The sequence below is a fragment of the Mycobacterium kyogaense genome, assembly GCF_036946525.1.
Lineage (GTDB): Bacteria > Actinomycetota > Actinomycetes > Mycobacteriales > Mycobacteriaceae > Mycobacterium > Mycobacterium kyogaense_A.
The window spans coordinates 140,250-155,942 of sequence record NZ_JAQIIY010000015.1 but is presented as its reverse complement, the minus strand read 5'-3'; the positions used below and the strand labels follow the sequence as shown (position 1 = coordinate 155,942).

Genomic DNA, 15,693 nt, shown 5'->3' with positions numbered 1-15,693 from the left:
GCGGAAATCGGATCGGGCGTGTGGGGAGGTGGCCGATGGCCAAGGCGGAGATCGCCGCTGTGCTGGCGTTGGCCGCCGCGCTGTTCATCGCCATCGGCGACGTCATCCACCAGCGCAGCGCCCACGACGTCACCGACGAACCCGTCGGCCACGTCGAGCTGTTCGGCCGGTTGCTGCGCGACGGACGATGGTGGCTGGGTAGCGGCGTCGCTGCTGTCGGTTTCGCGCTGCAGGCCGCGGCGCTGGGCCTGGGGTCGGTGCTGCTCGTGCAGGCGCTGCTGGTGACCTCGCTGCTGTTCGCCCTGCCGATCAGTGCCCGGTTGTCGCACCGCCGGGTGACGAACTGGGAGTGGCTGTGGGCGGCGCTGCTGGCCGCGGCGGTCGCATTGATCGTGACGGTCGGCAATCCGACCGAGGGCGCGTCGCGTGCATCGCTGCACACGTGGGTGTGGGTGGCCGCCGTGCTAGGGCCGGCCCTGGCGTTGTGTCTGCTGTTCGCGCAGATGGCCTCTCCCACGGTCAGCGCTGTCCTGCTGGCAGTGGTCTCCGGCGCGCTGTGGGGACTGTTCGCCGTGCTGACCAAAGCGGTGGTGACCCGGCTGGATCTCAGCAGCTGGGCCGGGGTCGGCACGCTGCTGAAGACGCCGGAGCTGTATGTCTGGGCGGCGGTCGCGATCGCGGGCACCGCCATGCAGCAGGCGTCGTTCCGGTCGGGGGCGTTGACGGCGTCGCTGCCCACGATGACTGTCGCCGAACCGGTGGTGGCGAGCGTGCTGGGCGTCGTCGTGCTCGGCGAGACGCTGCGTCCCGGGGAGACCGGGGTCTTCGTGCTGGTCGTCTCCGTGGTCGCGATGATCGTCGCGACGGCGGCCCTGGCCCGCGGCGAAGCGGCCACACGGGAACCCGGGTGAGGCACGCCCACTAGGTTGGTGTCCGTGCTGACGGCCATCGCGATCGTTCCGTCGCCGCCGGTCATCGTGCCCGAACTGGCCGGTGCGGCTGCCTTCGAGGTCGCCGACCTGCGCACCGCGGCGGTGACGGCGGCCGGCAGGCTGCCGTCCCGGTGGGTCGCCGTCGGGGTCGCGGACACCGACGCGGTGATCGGGCCCGACGCGGTCGGCACCTTCGCCGGATACGGGGTCGACGTGCCGGTCCGGCTGTCCGACACCGCGGACGGCCCGCCCGACGCGCTGCCGTTGTGCGCACTCATGGCCGGCTGGCTGCGTGGCCTCGTCGCCACTGCTGCCGCCGTCGAGGTGCGCACCTACGCCGAGCACACGCCGCAGGCGGCAGCCCTGGCCGCGGGCCGGGCACTGCGCAGCGAGCTCGACGCCGCACAGGAGGCTGTCGGGGTGCTCGTCGTCGCCGACGGGGCCAACACCTTGACCGCAGCCGCGCCCGGTGGACACGACCCGGATTCGGTTCCGGTGCAGGCCGCACTCGACGACGCGCTCGCCGGAGGTGACAGCGCAGCACTGGCCGGCCTGCCCGACGGGATCGTCGGCCGGGTCGCCTACCAGGTACTGGCGGGACTGACCGAGTCCGGAACCCAAACGGCAGAACAGCTCTACCGCGGGGCGCCCTACGGCGTCGGATACTTCGTCGGCGTCTGGGCGCCGTGATCCGACCGCTGGCGATCATCGGCCCGACCGGCACCGGCAAGTCCGCGCTCGCGCTGGCCGTTGCCGAGGTGATCGGACATCCCGTCGAGGTGGTCAACGCCGACGCGATGCAGCTCTACCGCGGGATGGACATCGGCACCGCGAAGCTGCACCCCGACGAGCGGCGCGGCATCCCGCACCACCAGCTCGACGTGCTCGACGTCACCGAGACCGCGACGGTCGCCCGGTACCAGCAGGCCGCCTCCGCCGACGTGGACGCGATCCTGGCGCGCGGTGCGGTGCCGGTGATCGTCGGTGGCTCCATGCTCTACATCCAGTCCCTACTCGACGAGTGGTCGTTTCCCGCCACCGATCCCACCGTGCGAGCCCGGTGGGAGGCGCGGCTGGCCGAGGTCGGTGTCGGCGGCCTGCACCGGCAGCTCGCGGAGGTCGACCCCGCCGCGGCGGCGTCGATCCTGCCCAGCGACGGGCGGCGCATTGTGCGCGCCCTCGAGGTCGTCGAACTGACGGGCCAGCCGTTCGCCGCGTCGGCACCCACCATCGGCGCACCGCGGTGGAACACCGCGATCATCGGATTGGACTGGCCCACAGAACATCTCGATGATCGCCTGGTGCAGCGCACCGACGAGATGTTCGCCGCCGGACTGATAGACGAAGTGCGTGCACTGCAGGCGCGCGGACTGCGCGACGGCGTGACCGCCGCCCGAGCCCTCGGCTACGCGCAGGTGCTGGCCGATCTCGACGCCGGCGGTGACGGCACGGCCGCGCGAGAACCCACGTTCGTCGGCACCCGCCGCTACGTCCGCAGGCAACGGTCGTGGTTCCGCCGCGACCACCGCATCACCTGGCTCGATGGTTCGGCCGCCGATCTCGCCGGCAGCGCTGTGCGCATCTGGCGGGACGTATCCTGAGCTGGTGAAGTTCGCCAAAGGGCATGGCACGCAGAACGACTTCGTCGTGCTGCCCGACGTGGCGGCCGAGGTGACGCTGACACCCGCCGCGGTCGCCGCGCTGTGCGATCGCAGGCAGGGCCTCGGGGCCGACGGTGTGCTGCGGGTGACCACTGCGGGTGCCGCGCGGGCCGCCGGAGTGTTCGATCGCCTGCCGGAGGGGCTCGCCGCCGACGACTGGTACATGGACTACCGCAACGCCGACGGGTCGATCGCCCAGATGTGCGGCAACGGGGGTGCGGGTCTTCGCGCACTACCTGCGGGCCAGCGGACTCGAAACGCGCGACGAGTTCGTCGTCGGCTCGCTCGCGGGGCCGCGCCCGGTGGTGCTGCACAGCGTCGGCCCGGTGCGCGCCGACGTCACCGTCGAGATGGGGAAGGCCAACGTGCTCGGGTCGTCCACGGCCACGGTGGGTGGGCGGTCGTTCGACGGGCTCGCCGTCGACGTCGGCAATCCGCATCTGGCCTGCGTCGACCCGGGGCTGACGGCACAGTCGCTGGCGGACCTCGACGTGGCGGCACCGGTGAGCTTCGACCGCGGACAATTCCCCGAGGGCGTGAACGTCGAGGTGCTCACCGCCCTGACCGCCGACCGCACCGTCACGATGCGAGTCCACGAGCGCGGCGTGGGGGAGACCCGCTCCTGCGGCACCGGTACGGTCGCCGCCGCCGTCGCCGCGCTGGCGCAGCAGGGCCGGCAGACCGGCGAGGTGAGCGTGCACATCCCGGGTGGGGCGGTCACCGTCACCGTCACCGACGCGACCAGCTACCTGCGTGGACCCTCGGTCCTTCTCGCCCACGGCGAACTCGCCGAGGAATGGTGGGCCGCCCATGGCTGTTAAAGCGGGTGCATGAACAGTGTTCTCCGTGCGAACCTTGATTCGCCTATGACGTATCCCGAATTCCACAACGACACCCCCAGCCTGGGTGAACTGGCCCTCGAAGAGCGCTCGGCACTGCGCCGTGTCGCCGGGCTCTCCACCGAACTGGCCGACGTCACCGAGGTCGAGTACCGCCAGCTGCGCCTCGAACGCGTGGTCCTGGTCGGGGTCTGGACCGAAGGCTCGGCCGCCGACGCCGACGCCAGCCTCGCCGAACTGGCCGCGCTCGCCGAGACCGCCGGCTCCGAGGTGCTCGAAGGCCTCATCCAGCGCCGCGACAAGCCCGACCCTGCCACCTACATCGGCTCCGGGAAGGCCGCCGAGCTGCGCGAGATCGTCGTCGCCACCGGCGCCGACACCGTGATCTGCGATGGTGAACTCAGTCCCGCCCAGCTCAACGCGTTGGAGAAGGTCGCCAAGGTCAAGGTCATCGACCGCACGGCTCTGATCCTCGACATCTTCGCCCAGCACGCCACCAGCCGGGAGGGCAAGGCTCAGGTCTCGCTGGCGCAGATGGAGTACATGCTGCCCAGACTGCGCGGCTGGGGTGAATCGATGTCCCGACAGGCCGGCGGTCGCGCCGGCGGTGCCGGTGGCGGCGTGGGTACCCGCGGTCCCGGTGAGACGAAGATCGAGACCGACCGGCGCCGCATCCGTGAGCGGATGGCCAAGCTGCGTCGCGAGATCAAGGACATGAAGAAGATCCGCGACACCCAGCGCAGCGGGCGCAGGCGCAGCGAGGTGCCGGCGCTCGCGATCGTCGGTTACACCAACGCCGGGAAGTCGAGTCTGCTCAACGCGCTCACCGGGGCGGGTGTGCTGGTCGAGAACGCGCTGTTCGCCACCCTCGAGCCCACCACGCGCCGCGGCCAGTTCGACGACGGTAGGCCGTTCGTGCTGACCGACACGGTCGGGTTCGTGCGGCACCTGCCGACCCAGCTGGTCGAAGCGTTCCGCTCGACGCTGGAAGAGGTCGTCGACGCGGAGCTGCTGGTTCACGTGGTCGACGGATCCGATGTGAACCCGCTGGCCCAGATCAACGCCGTACGCGGTGTGATCAACGACGTCGTCGCCGAGTACGGCATCGCGGCGCCGCGAGAACTGTTGGTGGTCAACAAGACCGACGCGGCGAGCGGATTGATGCTGGCCACACTGCGCCGCGCGCTACCGGATGCGGTGTTCGTCTCGGCGCACACCGGCGACGGACTGGACCGGTTGCGGGCCAGGATGGCCGAACTCGTGGAACCCACGGACATGGCGGTCGATGTGACGATCCCCTATGACCGCGGGGATCTGGTCGCACGCGTGCACGCCGAAGGTCGCATCGACGCCACCGATCACACCGAAGCGGGAACCCGGATCACGGCGCGGGTACCGGTCGCGCTGGCAGCCGGCCTCGCGGAGTTCGCTACGTCCTGACGATCCGGGGCGGCTGGTGCGCGCGCACCGGAGGCGGTGTCGCGGTGTACTTCTCGACGTCGACAAGGACGTGTGCACCCGTGCAGCCACGCGCCAGCGACGACGTGCCGATGTCGTCGGTGAGCACGTTGGGGTTGCCGTGGACGCACGTCGCGTCGGGGTCGGCGGGATCGATCGGGTCGTACCACGCCCCCGTCGAGAGCTGTACGACCCGCGGCCGCACGCGATCGTCGACGAGCACCCCGGCCAGGCATGCGCCGCGGTCGTTGAACACCCGCACCACGTCGCCGGTGCTCAGCCCCCGCGCCGTCGCGTCCGACGGATGCATCCGGATCGGCTCTCGTCCAGCCACTTTCGAGTCCTGGCTGGCCTTCCCTCCGTCGAGCTGGCTGTGCAGCCGTGCCGCAGGCTGGTTGGCGACCAGGTGTAGCGGGAAACGCTGTGCGCGTGAGCCGCCGAGCCATTCGGCGGGCTCGAACCACGCCGGATGTCCCACGCAGTCCGGATAGCCGAAGCCGTCGATGTCGTCGGAGAAGATCTCGATCAGCCCGCTGCGCGTGCCGAGCCGGTGCGCGAGCGGATCCGCGCGGAAGTCGGCCAGCAGGGTCAGGCCGTCCTCGACCGGAAGCCTGACTTGACCCGCCGACCAGAAATCGTCGAACGCAGGTACCCGGAAATCCAATGTCTGTGACCATGTTTCGTACAGGTGGCGCAGCCACTGCGCCGAGGTTCGGCCCTCGGTGAACTGGTCTCCGACGCCGAGGGTGTACGCCAGCGCGGCGAAGGTGTCGTAGTCGTCACGGGCATCGGCGTAGGGCGCTGTCATCCGGGGCATCGCCATCAGCACCGGATCGTTGCGGGACCCCGAGAAGTCGTCGCGCTCGGCGAACGTCGTCGACGGCACGACGATGTCGGCATGTCTTGCCATCGCCGTCCAGTACGGGTCGTGCACCACCACGGTGTCCACCCGCCCCAATGCCCGACGCAGTCGCGGGATGTTCTGGTGGTGGTGGAACGGGTTACCCCCGGCCCAGTACACCAGCCGCACGTTGGGGTAGGTGAGGCGTAACCCGTTGTAGTCGAACGGCTCTCCCGGGTGCAGCAGCATGTCACTGATCGCCGCGACGGGGATGAACGAGGTGACGGGGTTGAGGCCCTGCGGAAGGCGGGGCAGCGCGCAGCGCAGTGGCGGCAGTCCCGGCTCGTTCATCGACCCGTAACCGTGGCCGAATCCTCCACCGGGCAGGCCGATCTGGCCCAGCATCGCGGCCAGCGTCACCCCCATCCACGGGGCCTGCTCGCCGAACCTGGTGCGTTGCAACGACCAGCTGACCGTGACGATCGTGCGCGCTGCGGCCATCTGGCGAGCCAGCGTGGTCAGGTCCTCTGCGTCGAGCCCACACAGCGCAGCCGCCCACTGCGGCGACTTGGGCACGCCGTCGTCGGTGCCGAGCAGGTAGCGCTCGAACCGCTCGTAGCCGGTGCAGTAGGTGGCCAGGAACTCGCGGTCGGCCAACGACTCGGTGGCCAGCACGTGCGCCAGAGCCAGCATGATCGCCACGTCCGTACCGGGCACGGGCGCGAACCAGTCGCACGGTCCGTCGACGTCGTCGCGCAACGGGGAGAACGACACGACCCTGCCGCCACGTTCGCGGAAACGGTGCAGCGCATCGCGGGCCGGATGTGCCGTCGTCCCACCGTGATTGACTCCCGTGTTCTTCAGCGCCAGTCCGCCGAAGCACACCAGCAGCTCGGTGTGCTCGACGATGACGTCCCAGGAGGTGGACCGCTTGAACAGATCGTCGTGGGTGCCCACCACCCGCGGCATGATCACCCCGGTCGCGCCCAGGCTGTAGGAATGTCGGGAAAAGGTGTATCCGCCAACGCAATTGAGGAATCGGTGAACCTGGCTCTGGGCGTGGTGGAACCTGCCGGCGCTGGCCCAGCCGTAGGAGCCGCCGTAGATCGCAGAGTTGCCGTGACGGTCGATGACGCGCCGCAGTTCCGCGGCGAGGAGTTCGGTGAGCTCGGCCCAGCTGACGGCTACGTAGTCGTCAGCACCGCGGCGGGTGCTCGGCCCCGGCCCGTCCTCGAGCCAGCCACGGCGCACCGAGGGGCCGGTGATGCGCGACGAGTGACGCACGGAACCAGGCAGATTCCCCAATGCGGGAGAGGGATCGGTGTCGCCGGCGATCGGGGCCACGGACGCGATGTCGCCGGCCTCGACGGTGGCGCGGAACGCGCCCCAGTGGGTGAGGCTCATGCCCATGGGCATGAGTGTAGGGGCGGAGGTGTGTAGGGGCGGGGCCCGACCGACGCGCCACCGAGCGCCCCACCAGAACGACCAACCATCCGGTTGGGTGGGGTAGCGTGGCGGCACACCCGTCACCGACGCGAGGAACCTCCATGGGCTCTGCAGCCGAAAAATCCGTCATCGCCTACGAGCGCACGCTGTTCGAACCGGAGCACGAGATGTTCCGCGACTCCTTCCGGACCTTCCTCGAGCGCCACGTCGTGCCGTTCCACAATCAGTGGGAGGCCGACAAGCTGGTCGACCGCAGCGTCTGGGTCGAAGCGGGCAAGCAGGGCTTTCTCGGCATGGCGGTCCCCGAGGAGTACGGCGGCGGCGGGGTGACCGACTTCCGCTACAACACCGTCATCACCGAAGAGGTCACCGCGGGCCGCTACAGCGGCCTGGGCTTCAGCCTGCACAACGACGTCACGGCGCCGTACTTCATCCGGTTGGGCACCGAGGAGCAGAAGCAGCGCTGGCTGCCGAAGTTCTGCAGCGGCGAGTACATCAGCGCGATCGCAATGACCGAACCCGGCACCGGCAGCGACCTGCAGGGCATCAAGACCCGGGCGGTGCGCGACGGGGACCACTACGTGCTCAACGGCTCCAAGACCTTCATCACCAACGGAATCCTGTCCGATCTGGTGATCGTGGTGGCGCAGACGGACCCCGACAAGGGTGCGCTGGGCTTCTCGCTGCTGGTCGTCGAGCGCGGCATGGAGGGCTTCGAGCGGGGGCGCAAGCTCGACAAGGTGGGCCTGGACGCCCAGGACACCGCGGAGCTGTCGTTCACCGATGTGAAGGTGCCGGTCGAGAACCTGCTGGGCGAGGAGGGTCAGGGCTTCATCTACCTGATGCAGAACCTCCCGCAGGAGCGCATCAGCATCGCGATCATGGCCGCCGCGGCCATGGAAGCGGTGCTGGCCGGCACGCTGCAGTACGCCAAGGAGCGCAAGGCATTCGGAAGGCCGATCGGCAGCCAGCAGAACAGCCGATTCCTGTTGGCGGAGCTGTCCACCGAAGCCACCGTGGTGCGCATGATGGTCGACGAGTTCATCCGACTTCACCTCGAGGACAAGCTCACCGTCGAGCAGGCCGCGATGGCCAAGTGGTACTCCACGGAGAAGCAGGTCCACCTCATCGACCGCTGCCTGCAGCTGCACGGCGGATACGGCTACATGCGTGAATACGACGTCGCGCGTGCCTACCTCGACGCCCGCGTGCAGACCATCTACGGCGGAACCACCGAGATCATGAAGGAGATCATCGGCCGCAGCCTGGGCGTCTAGCCGGGCGGTGGCATTTTCGGAGCACAGTTCGGCGAGGTGGCTTGGTAAACAGGGTCCACTGACGCAGAGTGAACGCACGCGGTAATTTTCGCTGAACCGTGATGGAGTTACCTCAGTCGCCGACCACGGGGAGGTTGAATGACCCGGCAGCCGATGCTGCGTCGACGTAGGACCAGTCGTTGGGCACTCGGATTGCTGGGGGTCGCCGCGGCGCTCCTGGCGTCGCCGGTCGCCACCGCGCAACCCGACGTCGATGCCGGCAACGCGATCACCGCCACGTGGCAGGCCACCGGCGGTGACACCGGCCCGCTGGGGCCCGTCTCCGGCGACGTCTACCCGATCGGCGCCGGCTTCGCGCAGAACTTCGCATCGGGCAAGGTGTTCTTCACCCCGGCCACCGGTGCGCACTTCATGCAGGGCGCCATCCTGGAGAAGTACGAGTCGTTGGGCGGCCCCGCCGACGGCGATCTCGGGTTTCCGACCATCGACGAGGGGCCGGGTCGGGCCCCCAACAGCGTCAACAGCACGTTCAGCGCGTCCGACAATCCGGTCATCTTCTGGACTCCGGACACGGGCGCACACGTGGTTCGCGGCCCCATCAACGCGGCCTGGGACCGGCTCGGAGGCTCGTCAGGGACCTTGGGTGTGCCGTCCGAGGACGAGACCTACGACGGTGCGGTGGTGACGCAGAAATTCACCGGCGGCCAGATCTCCTACGACGGGCGCACCAAGAAGTTCACCACCGCCCCGGCCGATCTGGCTGGTCAGCTCGCCGATCTCTCCGTACCGGACGATCCGGTGGCCGCGATCAACGCCGCCCGCCGCGCCGCCGGAGGTCCGCTCGGGCCGTTGGGCGCCAGCGACGGTGAGCCGTACAAGATCGGCTCCGACGGTCTCGGCCAGAACTTCGTCAACGGCAAGATCTTCTACAGCCCCGCGACCGGCGCCAACGTCGTGACCGGCCAGGTGCTCGAAAAGTACGAAAGCGTGGGAGGCCCCGAGGGCGACCTCGGATTCCCGGTGACCGGCGAAGTGGACGGCGGCGTCGCCCCGGCCAGCAGAATGAGCAGCTTCGCGGCGGCCGACAAGCCGGTCATCTTCTGGACGCCCGACTACGGCGCGGTGATCGTGCGCGGTGCTCTGAACGCGGGCGTGGGAGAAACTGGGCGGTGCCACGGGCACACTCGGTGCACCGGTGTCCCGATCAGACACAGAGCGGCAACGCGATCACCCAGAAGTTCAGTGGCGGCGCGATCACCTACGACACCGGCACCAAGCGATTCAGCACCGAGCCGGCGAACCTCGCTCCGCAGCTCGTCGGCCTGGACGTTCCGGGCCAGGAGGCGACGCAACCCACGCCGTCGGCGCAGGGCGGCGACTCCGGATCGGGTGACGGGGGTGCGCTGGGAATGGTGGTGGCTGCTGGCGATCATCCCGGTGCTGCTGATCCTCGCGGTGGTCGGGCTGGCGATCGCGCGGCGTCGAGGGCCGCGATCGCGATGATGACTCGTTCGCACTGCCTCCCTACGACTCAGACGACCACGACGCCGGTGGCTACGACGACCCGGAGTCGTCGTCGGATGCGGGGGGAGGACGCGCAGTTCGCCGACCGCTATGCGCGCGAGGGTCTGGGGTCGGTGGCTCCCGGCGCGCGGCCCGTGACTCCCGCCGAAGGCCACGAACCGAGTGGGTTGGACCTGTGGGGGCTCAGTGAGTCCGCAGCGACGGATCGTCCCGCCGCGGTCGGCCACGAGGCCGATCCTTTCGTCGAGCAGGATGACCCCGACTCGGTCGACACCGCACCGACCCGGATACAGTCCGCGCCCGACTACGACTCTGCGACCGATCACGACGTCGAACAGCCCGATCTCGCCGGGGATTCTGTACGCGACGACGTGGTCGACGAGGAACCGGTATTCAAAAATCCGGAGTACGAGGAACCGGTATTCGAGGAGCCCGCGCTCGACGAGCCCTCGCGCGAGGATGACGCCGAGTCGGACCACGCGGCCGTCACCTCGGCGTTCGCGGCCGCACCACTGGTCGCCCCGGCTCCCGAGCGCGACGAGCTCAACGACACCGGTAGACACGCTCGGATCGATGACGACGATGACATCGCACCGATGGGCACGGCGCTGCACCTGCCGCTCGATGATCCCGATGCGATTCCCGACGGGTATCCGATCAAGGCCGACACCCGATCAGGACTGTTCTGGAGCCCCGGCAGCGCCGACTACGACGAGGCGCGGGCCGAAATCTGGTTCGCCACTGAGGAGATCGCCCGCACCAACGGGTTCGTCCGCGGGAGCTGACGAACCCCGTCGGTGCCGGGTCAGATCTTGCGGATGACCGTGACGACCTTGCCGAGGACGGCAGCATCATTGCCGGGGATGGGGTCGAAGGCCGGGTTGTGCGGCATGAGCCAGACCTGACCCTTGGTGCGCTTGAACGTCTTGACGGTGGCCTCGCCGTCGATCATCGCGGCGACGATGTCGCCGTTGTCGGCGACGTTCTGTTGGCGCACCACCACCCAGTCGCCGTCACAGATCGCGGCGTCGATCATCGACTCACCCACGACCTTCAACAGGAACAGCGACCCGTCCCCGACGAGCTCACGAGGGAGCGGGAACACGTCCTCGACGGCCTCCTCGGCGAGGATCGGTCCTCCGGCTGCGATACGTCCGAGCACCGGGACGAACGTCGGCTCCGGCAGGGCGTCGGAGCCGGAGACCTCGGTGGCGACGATCGGCGTGGCGGCTGCATCGTCGACGCCGCGCACGTCGACGGCTCTGGGCCGGTTCGGGTCACGGCGCAGGTAGCCCTTGCGTTCCAGGGTGCGCAGTTGATGCGCCACCGAGGAGGTGGACGTCAGGCCGACGGCGTCACCGATTTCCCGAATGCTGGGTGGGTAGCCGCGGGTGGTCACCGACGAACGGATGACGTCGAGGATGGTGCGTTGACGTTCGGTCAGGCCTGACCCGCGGTCACGTCGGTTGGCGGAGTCCGGACCGGCCGTGGTGTCGCTGCTGTCGTCGCTCATGACCACGAATGTAACGCGCAGCGCACGCGGAATCAAACATGTGTTCGAGGCGTGTCGCCCGTGTCGGGGTGGAATCCGTCGTCGCGACGACTTGTCGGTGCCCTCCGTTAGCGTTCGCAACAGTTCGATCACATGTTCTATCGATCGAACACCTGATCGAGTAGTGTTCGAACACAAGAGCGAATCCCCGGAGCGAAAGGCAGTCAGATGACCGTTCTCCACACCCCCGATGTTCGTCAGCCCGTGGGCCGCGTCGCGCGTCCCGTGCGGATCGAGCCGGCCACCTCTGCCTCGCCGAACACGCGTGCTGCCAGGGCGGCCCGGCAGCGGGCCCACCAGCGTCCGGGCGGTGCGCGTCTGAGCTACCGCGGCAGCGGCGTGCTGGTGTCGCGCGCGTCGCACCGGCGCCGTCCCATCACGCCCGCTGCCACCGTCGTACTGGCGCTCGTCGCCGGTGCCATCACGTTGTGGCTGGGTCTGGTGGCCCAGGCAGGCGGTGTGGTCGGACCGCAGGTCGAGGTGCCGGGCCGGCTGGCCGTCGTCCAGGTGCACACGGGGGAGTCGTTGCAGCAGGTCGCCGAGCGGGTCGCTCCGCATGCGCCGGTCACGGACGTGGTCGCCAGGATTCGCGAACTCAACCAGCTCGAGACGGTTGCGCTGACCGCCGGACAGACGCTGATCGCCCCGGTCGCCTGACGGCAGACAGGACACCGGACCGGGAGGCAGCGTGGTGGCGACCGTGGACATCTCGCCCTGGAACGCGCCGATGGGTCTGCTGCTGAGCTGCGCACTGCGCCCGCAGGTACGCTCGAAGACGTTCGAAGTGGTCCGTCGGTGCGGTGAAGGAGCAGTGGTGCACTGTCCGTTCTGCCGCCATCCCGACTCGCGGGTGGTCGATTCCCGAGAGACCGACGAAGGTCAGGCCATTCGCCGCCGCCGATCCTGTCCGGAATGTGGACGCCGATTCACCACCGTGGAGACCGCGGTACTGGCCGTGGTGAAGCGCAGCGGTGTCACCGAGCCGTTCAGCCGCGAGAAGGTGATCAAAGGCGTGCGGCGAGCGTGCCAGGGTCGGCAGGTCGACGACGATGCGCTCAATCTGCTCGCCCAGACGGTGGAGGACGCCGTGCGCGCCACCGGATCGCCGGAGGTGCCCAGTAACGAAGTGGGCCTTGCGATCCTGGGCCCCCTGCGCGACCTCGACGAAGTGGCCTATCTGCGATTCGCCTCGGTGTACCGGTCCTTCTCGTCGGCCGAGGACTTCGAGCGCGAGATCGAGGCGCTACGCGCGCACCGAGAGGTGTCCGCGGGCAGCTGAGATCGTTCAGTCGATCTCGCGGCGTCCGTCCTCGACCACCCGCCCGGCCACCTGGACCCACCCTTGCGGGCTCCACACCGTGTGAATGACGGATCCGCGGCCCTGAACGATGGTGAGGTCGCGACTCAGATACTCCGTGATACGCACGGCCGCAGCGCCCGTCGCTTCGTCCTCGCGAATGCCGAGGCCTGGAGCGAACATCCGTGACTGAATGGCTCCGGCCTCGCGGTCGCGCCAAGTCCACAGATAGTGTTCGTCGATGTCGCCGTCGCCGTAGTCATCGGGGTCGACAGCTGCCAAGGACTCGACGCTGTCGATGTCATAGATCGCGAATTCGGGCGCCCATTCGGCCCTGGCGCTCACCATGGTCAGGTCATCGGAGTAGTCGACCTGGACGATGCCGGCAGGCACCTGCAGCGTCCGGATCGGCGTGCCCTGATGCTTGAGCCACCACGCCGCGCCGACAGTCGGATGCCCTGCGAAGGGCAATTCGGTTGTCGGCGTGTGGATGTGAGCGTGCGCGGTATGGGTGCCGGGCTCGGGGGTAGTGACGAAAATTGTTTCGCTGTAACCCAATTCAGTAGCAATGCCCTGCCGGTCCGCGGGGGAGACGGTGGCGGAGTCGATGACACCGAGAGGATTGCCGAAGTCGCCGTTCTCGTCGGTGAACACCCGCAGCACGGTCACGTCGATGGCCATGACCCGATGCTACGTCGTGGACGCGCCGCAACGGTCCGTGCCGTAGACGGGCACCGCTCAGGTGGCGCTGCGCTCGTCTGCGCCCATCGCATCGAGCACAGCGACTCGGGTGTCCACCGAACCCGACAGTGCGCTCTCTTCGATGCCCGTGCGCAACAGCGTACGCAGATACTCCTGGTCGTAGACCGCTGGTTGGGTCCCGTCGATGAACTTCTCGACCACCTCAACGAAGCGGTCCGGATCGTCGTGGAAGGGGAAATGCCCTGAGCCGGGGAAGATCTCGAGCTGTGAGCCCGGCATCGCGGTGTGGGCCATCTCAGCATGGTCGACCGGAATCACCGAATCGCAGCTGCCCCAGATCAGTTGCACCGGCACCGACTGCGTCAGATAACACCGATCCAGCATTGTGACGACCTGACCCCGCCAATCCACGACGGCCCGCAGCGTCCGTGCGAACGCCGATGAGGCCGTCGGCTCCGGGAGGTCAGCGAGGATTCGCAGCATGTCCGGGATGTCGCGGCCCACGCCTGTCGACCCGAACATCGCACCTCCCAGCCGGCCCACGAGCTGCAGGGCCGGGAGCACCAACGGCAGTCGAAGTAGCGCAAGGGCTTCGGTGCCCATGGGCAGCGACGCGAGCCGCAGCGCGACGTTGACATCCTTGGTCACCCCACCGGCCCCGACGAGGATGAGCCGTTCGACCAACTGGGGGAACTGGTAGGCGAATTGCATGGCTACGCCGCCGCCGAGCGAGTGCCCCACCACGGTGACACTGTCGATCCCCAGCACGCTGAGAAGATCCCGCATGCCATTGGCGTAAGCGGCTACCGAATAGTCAGCGCGGGGCTTGTCGGACTTCCCGTGGCCGAGGAGATCGGGTGCGATGACGGTGAACCGCTGCGCGAGTGCGGTCTGCACGGTGCTCCACGTGGTGGAGTTGTCACCGATTCCGTGGATCAACAGGATCGCGGGCCCGGAGCCGGCGATGCGATAGGCCCGCCGATATCCGTGGATCGTGCGGAACTGCAGCGTCGGCGTCAGTTCGCGCACGGGGCGCAGGTTTGGCTTGCGCTCAGTCATCGCCCGAAATCACATGTCATGTCGCCCACCTCGTCGTCGGGACAGGTACGTGCGGGCCCGTGCAGGCCCGCCTGGACCCGGGACGATTACGAGCTGTCCCGGGGATCGTCCTTGTCTTTGTCCTTCTGGTACTCGCCGGCCTGCTGGGCGAGGAACCGCTCGAATTCGGCGCCGAGTTCGTCACCGCTGGGCAGATCCTCGTCGCGCGCGAGGAGAGACCGGTTCTCCTGTGCGGCGACGAACGCATCGTATTGCCTCTCCAGGGCGTCCACCACCTGAGCGACCTCCGCGCTCGCGGCCACCTGTTCGTTGACCTTCTCGGCGACCTCCGCCGCGGCCCGGCTCAGGTCGGCGGTCGGGATCTGCAACGATCCGCTGCGGGCTGCCTCGGAGAGCAGCGTTTCGGCGGCGGCCGGGTACTCGGTCTGGGCCAGATAGTGCGGCACGTGCACGCTGAAGCCCACAACTTCGTGGCCGTGTTGGGCCATCCGGAATTCCAGCAGATTCGACACGCTGCCCGGCACCACGACCTCACCCACCCACGGCTGGTGTTCGGTGATCAGCTCTTTGTCGTTGGCGTGCGCGGTCAAGGTGATCGGTCGGGTGTGCGGCACGGCCATCGGGATCGCGCCCAGACCGATCACACGCCGCACCGCCAGCCGCTCGGACAGCAACCGCACCGCGGTGATGAACCGCTCCCAGCGCAGATCCGGTTCGAGACCGGCCAGCAGCAGGAACGGCGTACCGACGCTGTCGCGCATCGCGTACAGGTTGAGTTCGGGCTCCTCGTAGCTGGTGAAGTGGTCGGTCTTGAACGTCATCAGGGGGCGCCGCGACCGATAGTCGAGCAGCTCGTCGATCGCGAACGAGGCCACCAATTCGGTGTCGAGAGTGTTCTTCAGGTGCTCGGCGGCCAGCTTGATCGCCCGGCCCGCGTCCGAGAAGCCCTCGAGTGCGTGGATCAGCACCGGTCCGCGGCCGTCGGGGGAGGAGAGCGAGGGCGCGGGGAACTCGAGCTCGTACATCCCTGTCTGCTCGGGTTGGTAGTGCTGACCGGACTCTGTTTCGTCAGCCATGGCCCTTGCCTCCTCTCGATGTCGGGTGT

The 15,693-nt window shown here is 68.6% G+C and carries 14 protein-coding genes and 1 pseudogene; 10 read left to right on the top strand and 5 right to left on the bottom strand.

Annotation, left to right across the window (positions count from 1 at the left end; genetic code table 11):
* Positions 1 to 35: 35 nt before the first annotated feature.
* The 5 genes and pseudogenes from PGN37_RS13885 to hflX all read left to right on the top strand — a co-directional run bounded on the left by PGN37_RS13885 (position 36) and on the right by hflX (position 4,872).
* Positions 36 to 911 carry a DMT family transporter gene (locus PGN37_RS13885; RefSeq protein WP_335331595.1) on the top strand — a complete coding sequence of 292 codons (876 nt, stop codon included), beginning with the start codon at positions 36 to 38 and terminating at the stop codon, positions 909 to 911.
* 24 nt (positions 912 to 935) lie between these two features.
* The gene (locus PGN37_RS13880; RefSeq protein WP_335331594.1) at positions 936 to 1,622 is read left to right on the top strand and encodes a hypothetical protein; all 687 of its coding nucleotides are present in this window, start codon (positions 936 to 938) and stop codon (positions 1,620 to 1,622) included.
* On the top strand, positions 1,622 to 2,533 hold the full coding sequence (gene miaA, locus PGN37_RS13875) for a tRNA (adenosine(37)-N6)-dimethylallyltransferase MiaA (RefSeq protein ID WP_442932931.1): 912 nt from the start codon (positions 1,622 to 1,624) through the stop codon (positions 2,531 to 2,533). The genes PGN37_RS13880 and miaA overlap by 1 nt, the downstream gene beginning before the upstream one ends.
* Before the next feature lie 4 nt (positions 2,534 to 2,537).
* Positions 2,538 to 3,414: pseudogene (gene dapF / locus PGN37_RS13870) on the top strand (diaminopimelate epimerase).
* Positions 3,415 to 3,459: 45 nt separating this feature from the next.
* A complete protein-coding gene (hflX, locus tag PGN37_RS13865; protein ID WP_335331592.1) occupies positions 3,460 to 4,872 on the top strand; it encodes a GTPase HflX in 1,413 nt (470 codons plus the stop codon).
* Here the strand turns inward: hflX and PGN37_RS13860 are convergent.
* Positions 4,862 to 7,147, bottom strand: a complete 2,286-nt coding sequence (locus tag PGN37_RS13860; protein WP_442932928.1) for a molybdopterin guanine dinucleotide-containing S/N-oxide reductase — start codon at positions 7,145 to 7,147, stop codon at positions 4,862 to 4,864. The two genes, hflX and PGN37_RS13860, sit on opposite strands and share 11 nt — an antisense overlap.
* Before the next feature lie 131 nt (positions 7,148 to 7,278).
* On the opposite strand from PGN37_RS13860, the gene PGN37_RS13855 reads away from it, so the two are divergent.
* From PGN37_RS13855 to PGN37_RS27325, 3 genes are all read left to right on the top strand, one after another.
* Positions 7,279 to 8,454 carry an acyl-CoA dehydrogenase family protein gene (locus PGN37_RS13855; protein WP_335331591.1) on the top strand — a complete coding sequence of 392 codons (1,176 nt, stop codon included), beginning with the start codon at positions 7,279 to 7,281 and terminating at the stop codon, positions 8,452 to 8,454.
* A gap of 138 nt (positions 8,455 to 8,592) precedes the next feature.
* A complete protein-coding gene (locus PGN37_RS27330; RefSeq protein ID WP_442932927.1) occupies positions 8,593 to 9,957 on the top strand; it encodes an LGFP repeat-containing protein in 1,365 nt (454 codons plus the stop codon).
* Between the two features lie 77 nt (positions 9,958 to 10,034).
* On the top strand, positions 10,035 to 10,763 hold the full coding sequence (locus PGN37_RS27325; protein WP_442932926.1) for a sunset domain-containing protein: 729 nt from the start codon (positions 10,035 to 10,037) through the stop codon (positions 10,761 to 10,763).
* Positions 10,764 to 10,783: 20 nt separating this feature from the next.
* Here PGN37_RS27325 and lexA read toward each other — a convergent pair whose 3' ends face one another.
* Positions 10,784 to 11,491 (bottom strand): transcriptional repressor LexA, encoded by a 708-nt coding sequence (gene lexA / locus PGN37_RS13845; protein ID WP_335331590.1) that lies wholly within the window; start codon positions 11,489 to 11,491, stop codon positions 10,784 to 10,786.
* A gap of 207 nt (positions 11,492 to 11,698) precedes the next feature.
* Between lexA and PGN37_RS13840 the strand changes: the two genes are divergently transcribed.
* Positions 11,699 to 12,187: a LysM peptidoglycan-binding domain-containing protein gene (locus PGN37_RS13840; RefSeq protein ID WP_335331589.1), complete on the top strand. Its 489-nt coding sequence runs from the start codon at positions 11,699 to 11,701 to the stop codon at positions 12,185 to 12,187.
* A 157-nt stretch (positions 12,188 to 12,344) separates the two neighbouring features.
* Entirely contained in the window at positions 12,345 to 12,809 is a 465-nt protein-coding gene (nrdR, locus tag PGN37_RS13835; protein WP_335331628.1) for a transcriptional regulator NrdR, read from the top strand.
* Between the two features lie 6 nt (positions 12,810 to 12,815).
* Here nrdR and PGN37_RS13830 read toward each other — a convergent pair whose 3' ends face one another.
* From PGN37_RS13830 to PGN37_RS13820, 3 genes are all read right to left on the bottom strand, one after another.
* Positions 12,816 to 13,508, bottom strand: coding sequence for a PhzF family phenazine biosynthesis protein (locus PGN37_RS13830; RefSeq protein WP_335331588.1), 693 nt, complete (start codon positions 13,506 to 13,508; stop codon positions 12,816 to 12,818).
* 57 nt (positions 13,509 to 13,565) lie between these two features.
* Positions 13,566 to 14,588, bottom strand: coding sequence for an alpha/beta fold hydrolase (locus PGN37_RS13825; RefSeq protein ID WP_335331587.1), 1,023 nt, complete (start codon positions 14,586 to 14,588; stop codon positions 13,566 to 13,568).
* A gap of 86 nt (positions 14,589 to 14,674) precedes the next feature.
* Positions 14,675 to 15,664 (bottom strand): proteasome assembly chaperone family protein, encoded by a 990-nt coding sequence (locus PGN37_RS13820; RefSeq protein ID WP_335331586.1) that lies wholly within the window; start codon positions 15,662 to 15,664, stop codon positions 14,675 to 14,677.
* Positions 15,665 to 15,693 lie beyond the last annotated feature (29 nt).

Coding starts and splice junctions, on each gene's coding strand:
- PGN37_RS27330 (WP_442932927.1), top strand. CDS start 8,593: ATGACCCGGCAGCCGATGCTGCGTCGACGTAGGACCAGTCGTTGGGCA.
- PGN37_RS13840 (WP_335331589.1), top strand. CDS start 11,699: ATGACCGTTCTCCACACCCCCGATGTTCGTCAGCCCGTGGGCCGCGTC.
- hflX (WP_335331592.1), top strand. CDS start 3,460: ATGACGTATCCCGAATTCCACAACGACACCCCCAGCCTGGGTGAACTG.
- PGN37_RS13885 (WP_335331595.1), top strand. CDS start 36: ATGGCCAAGGCGGAGATCGCCGCTGTGCTGGCGTTGGCCGCCGCGCTG.
- PGN37_RS27325 (WP_442932926.1), top strand. CDS start 10,035: ATGCGGGGGGAGGACGCGCAGTTCGCCGACCGCTATGCGCGCGAGGGT.
- PGN37_RS13820 (WP_335331586.1), bottom strand. CDS start 15,664: ATGGCTGACGAAACAGAGTCCGGTCAGCACTACCAACCCGAGCAGACA.
- lexA (WP_335331590.1), bottom strand. CDS start 11,491: ATGAGCGACGACAGCAGCGACACCACGGCCGGTCCGGACTCCGCCAAC.
- PGN37_RS13860 (WP_442932928.1), bottom strand. CDS start 7,147: ATGCCCATGGGCATGAGCCTCACCCACTGGGGCGCGTTCCGCGCCACC.
- PGN37_RS13825 (WP_335331587.1), bottom strand. CDS start 14,588: ATGACTGAGCGCAAGCCAAACCTGCGCCCCGTGCGCGAACTGACGCCG.
- PGN37_RS13855 (WP_335331591.1), top strand. CDS start 7,279: ATGGGCTCTGCAGCCGAAAAATCCGTCATCGCCTACGAGCGCACGCTG.
- PGN37_RS13830 (WP_335331588.1), bottom strand. CDS start 13,508: ATGGCCATCGACGTGACCGTGCTGCGGGTGTTCACCGACGAGAACGGC.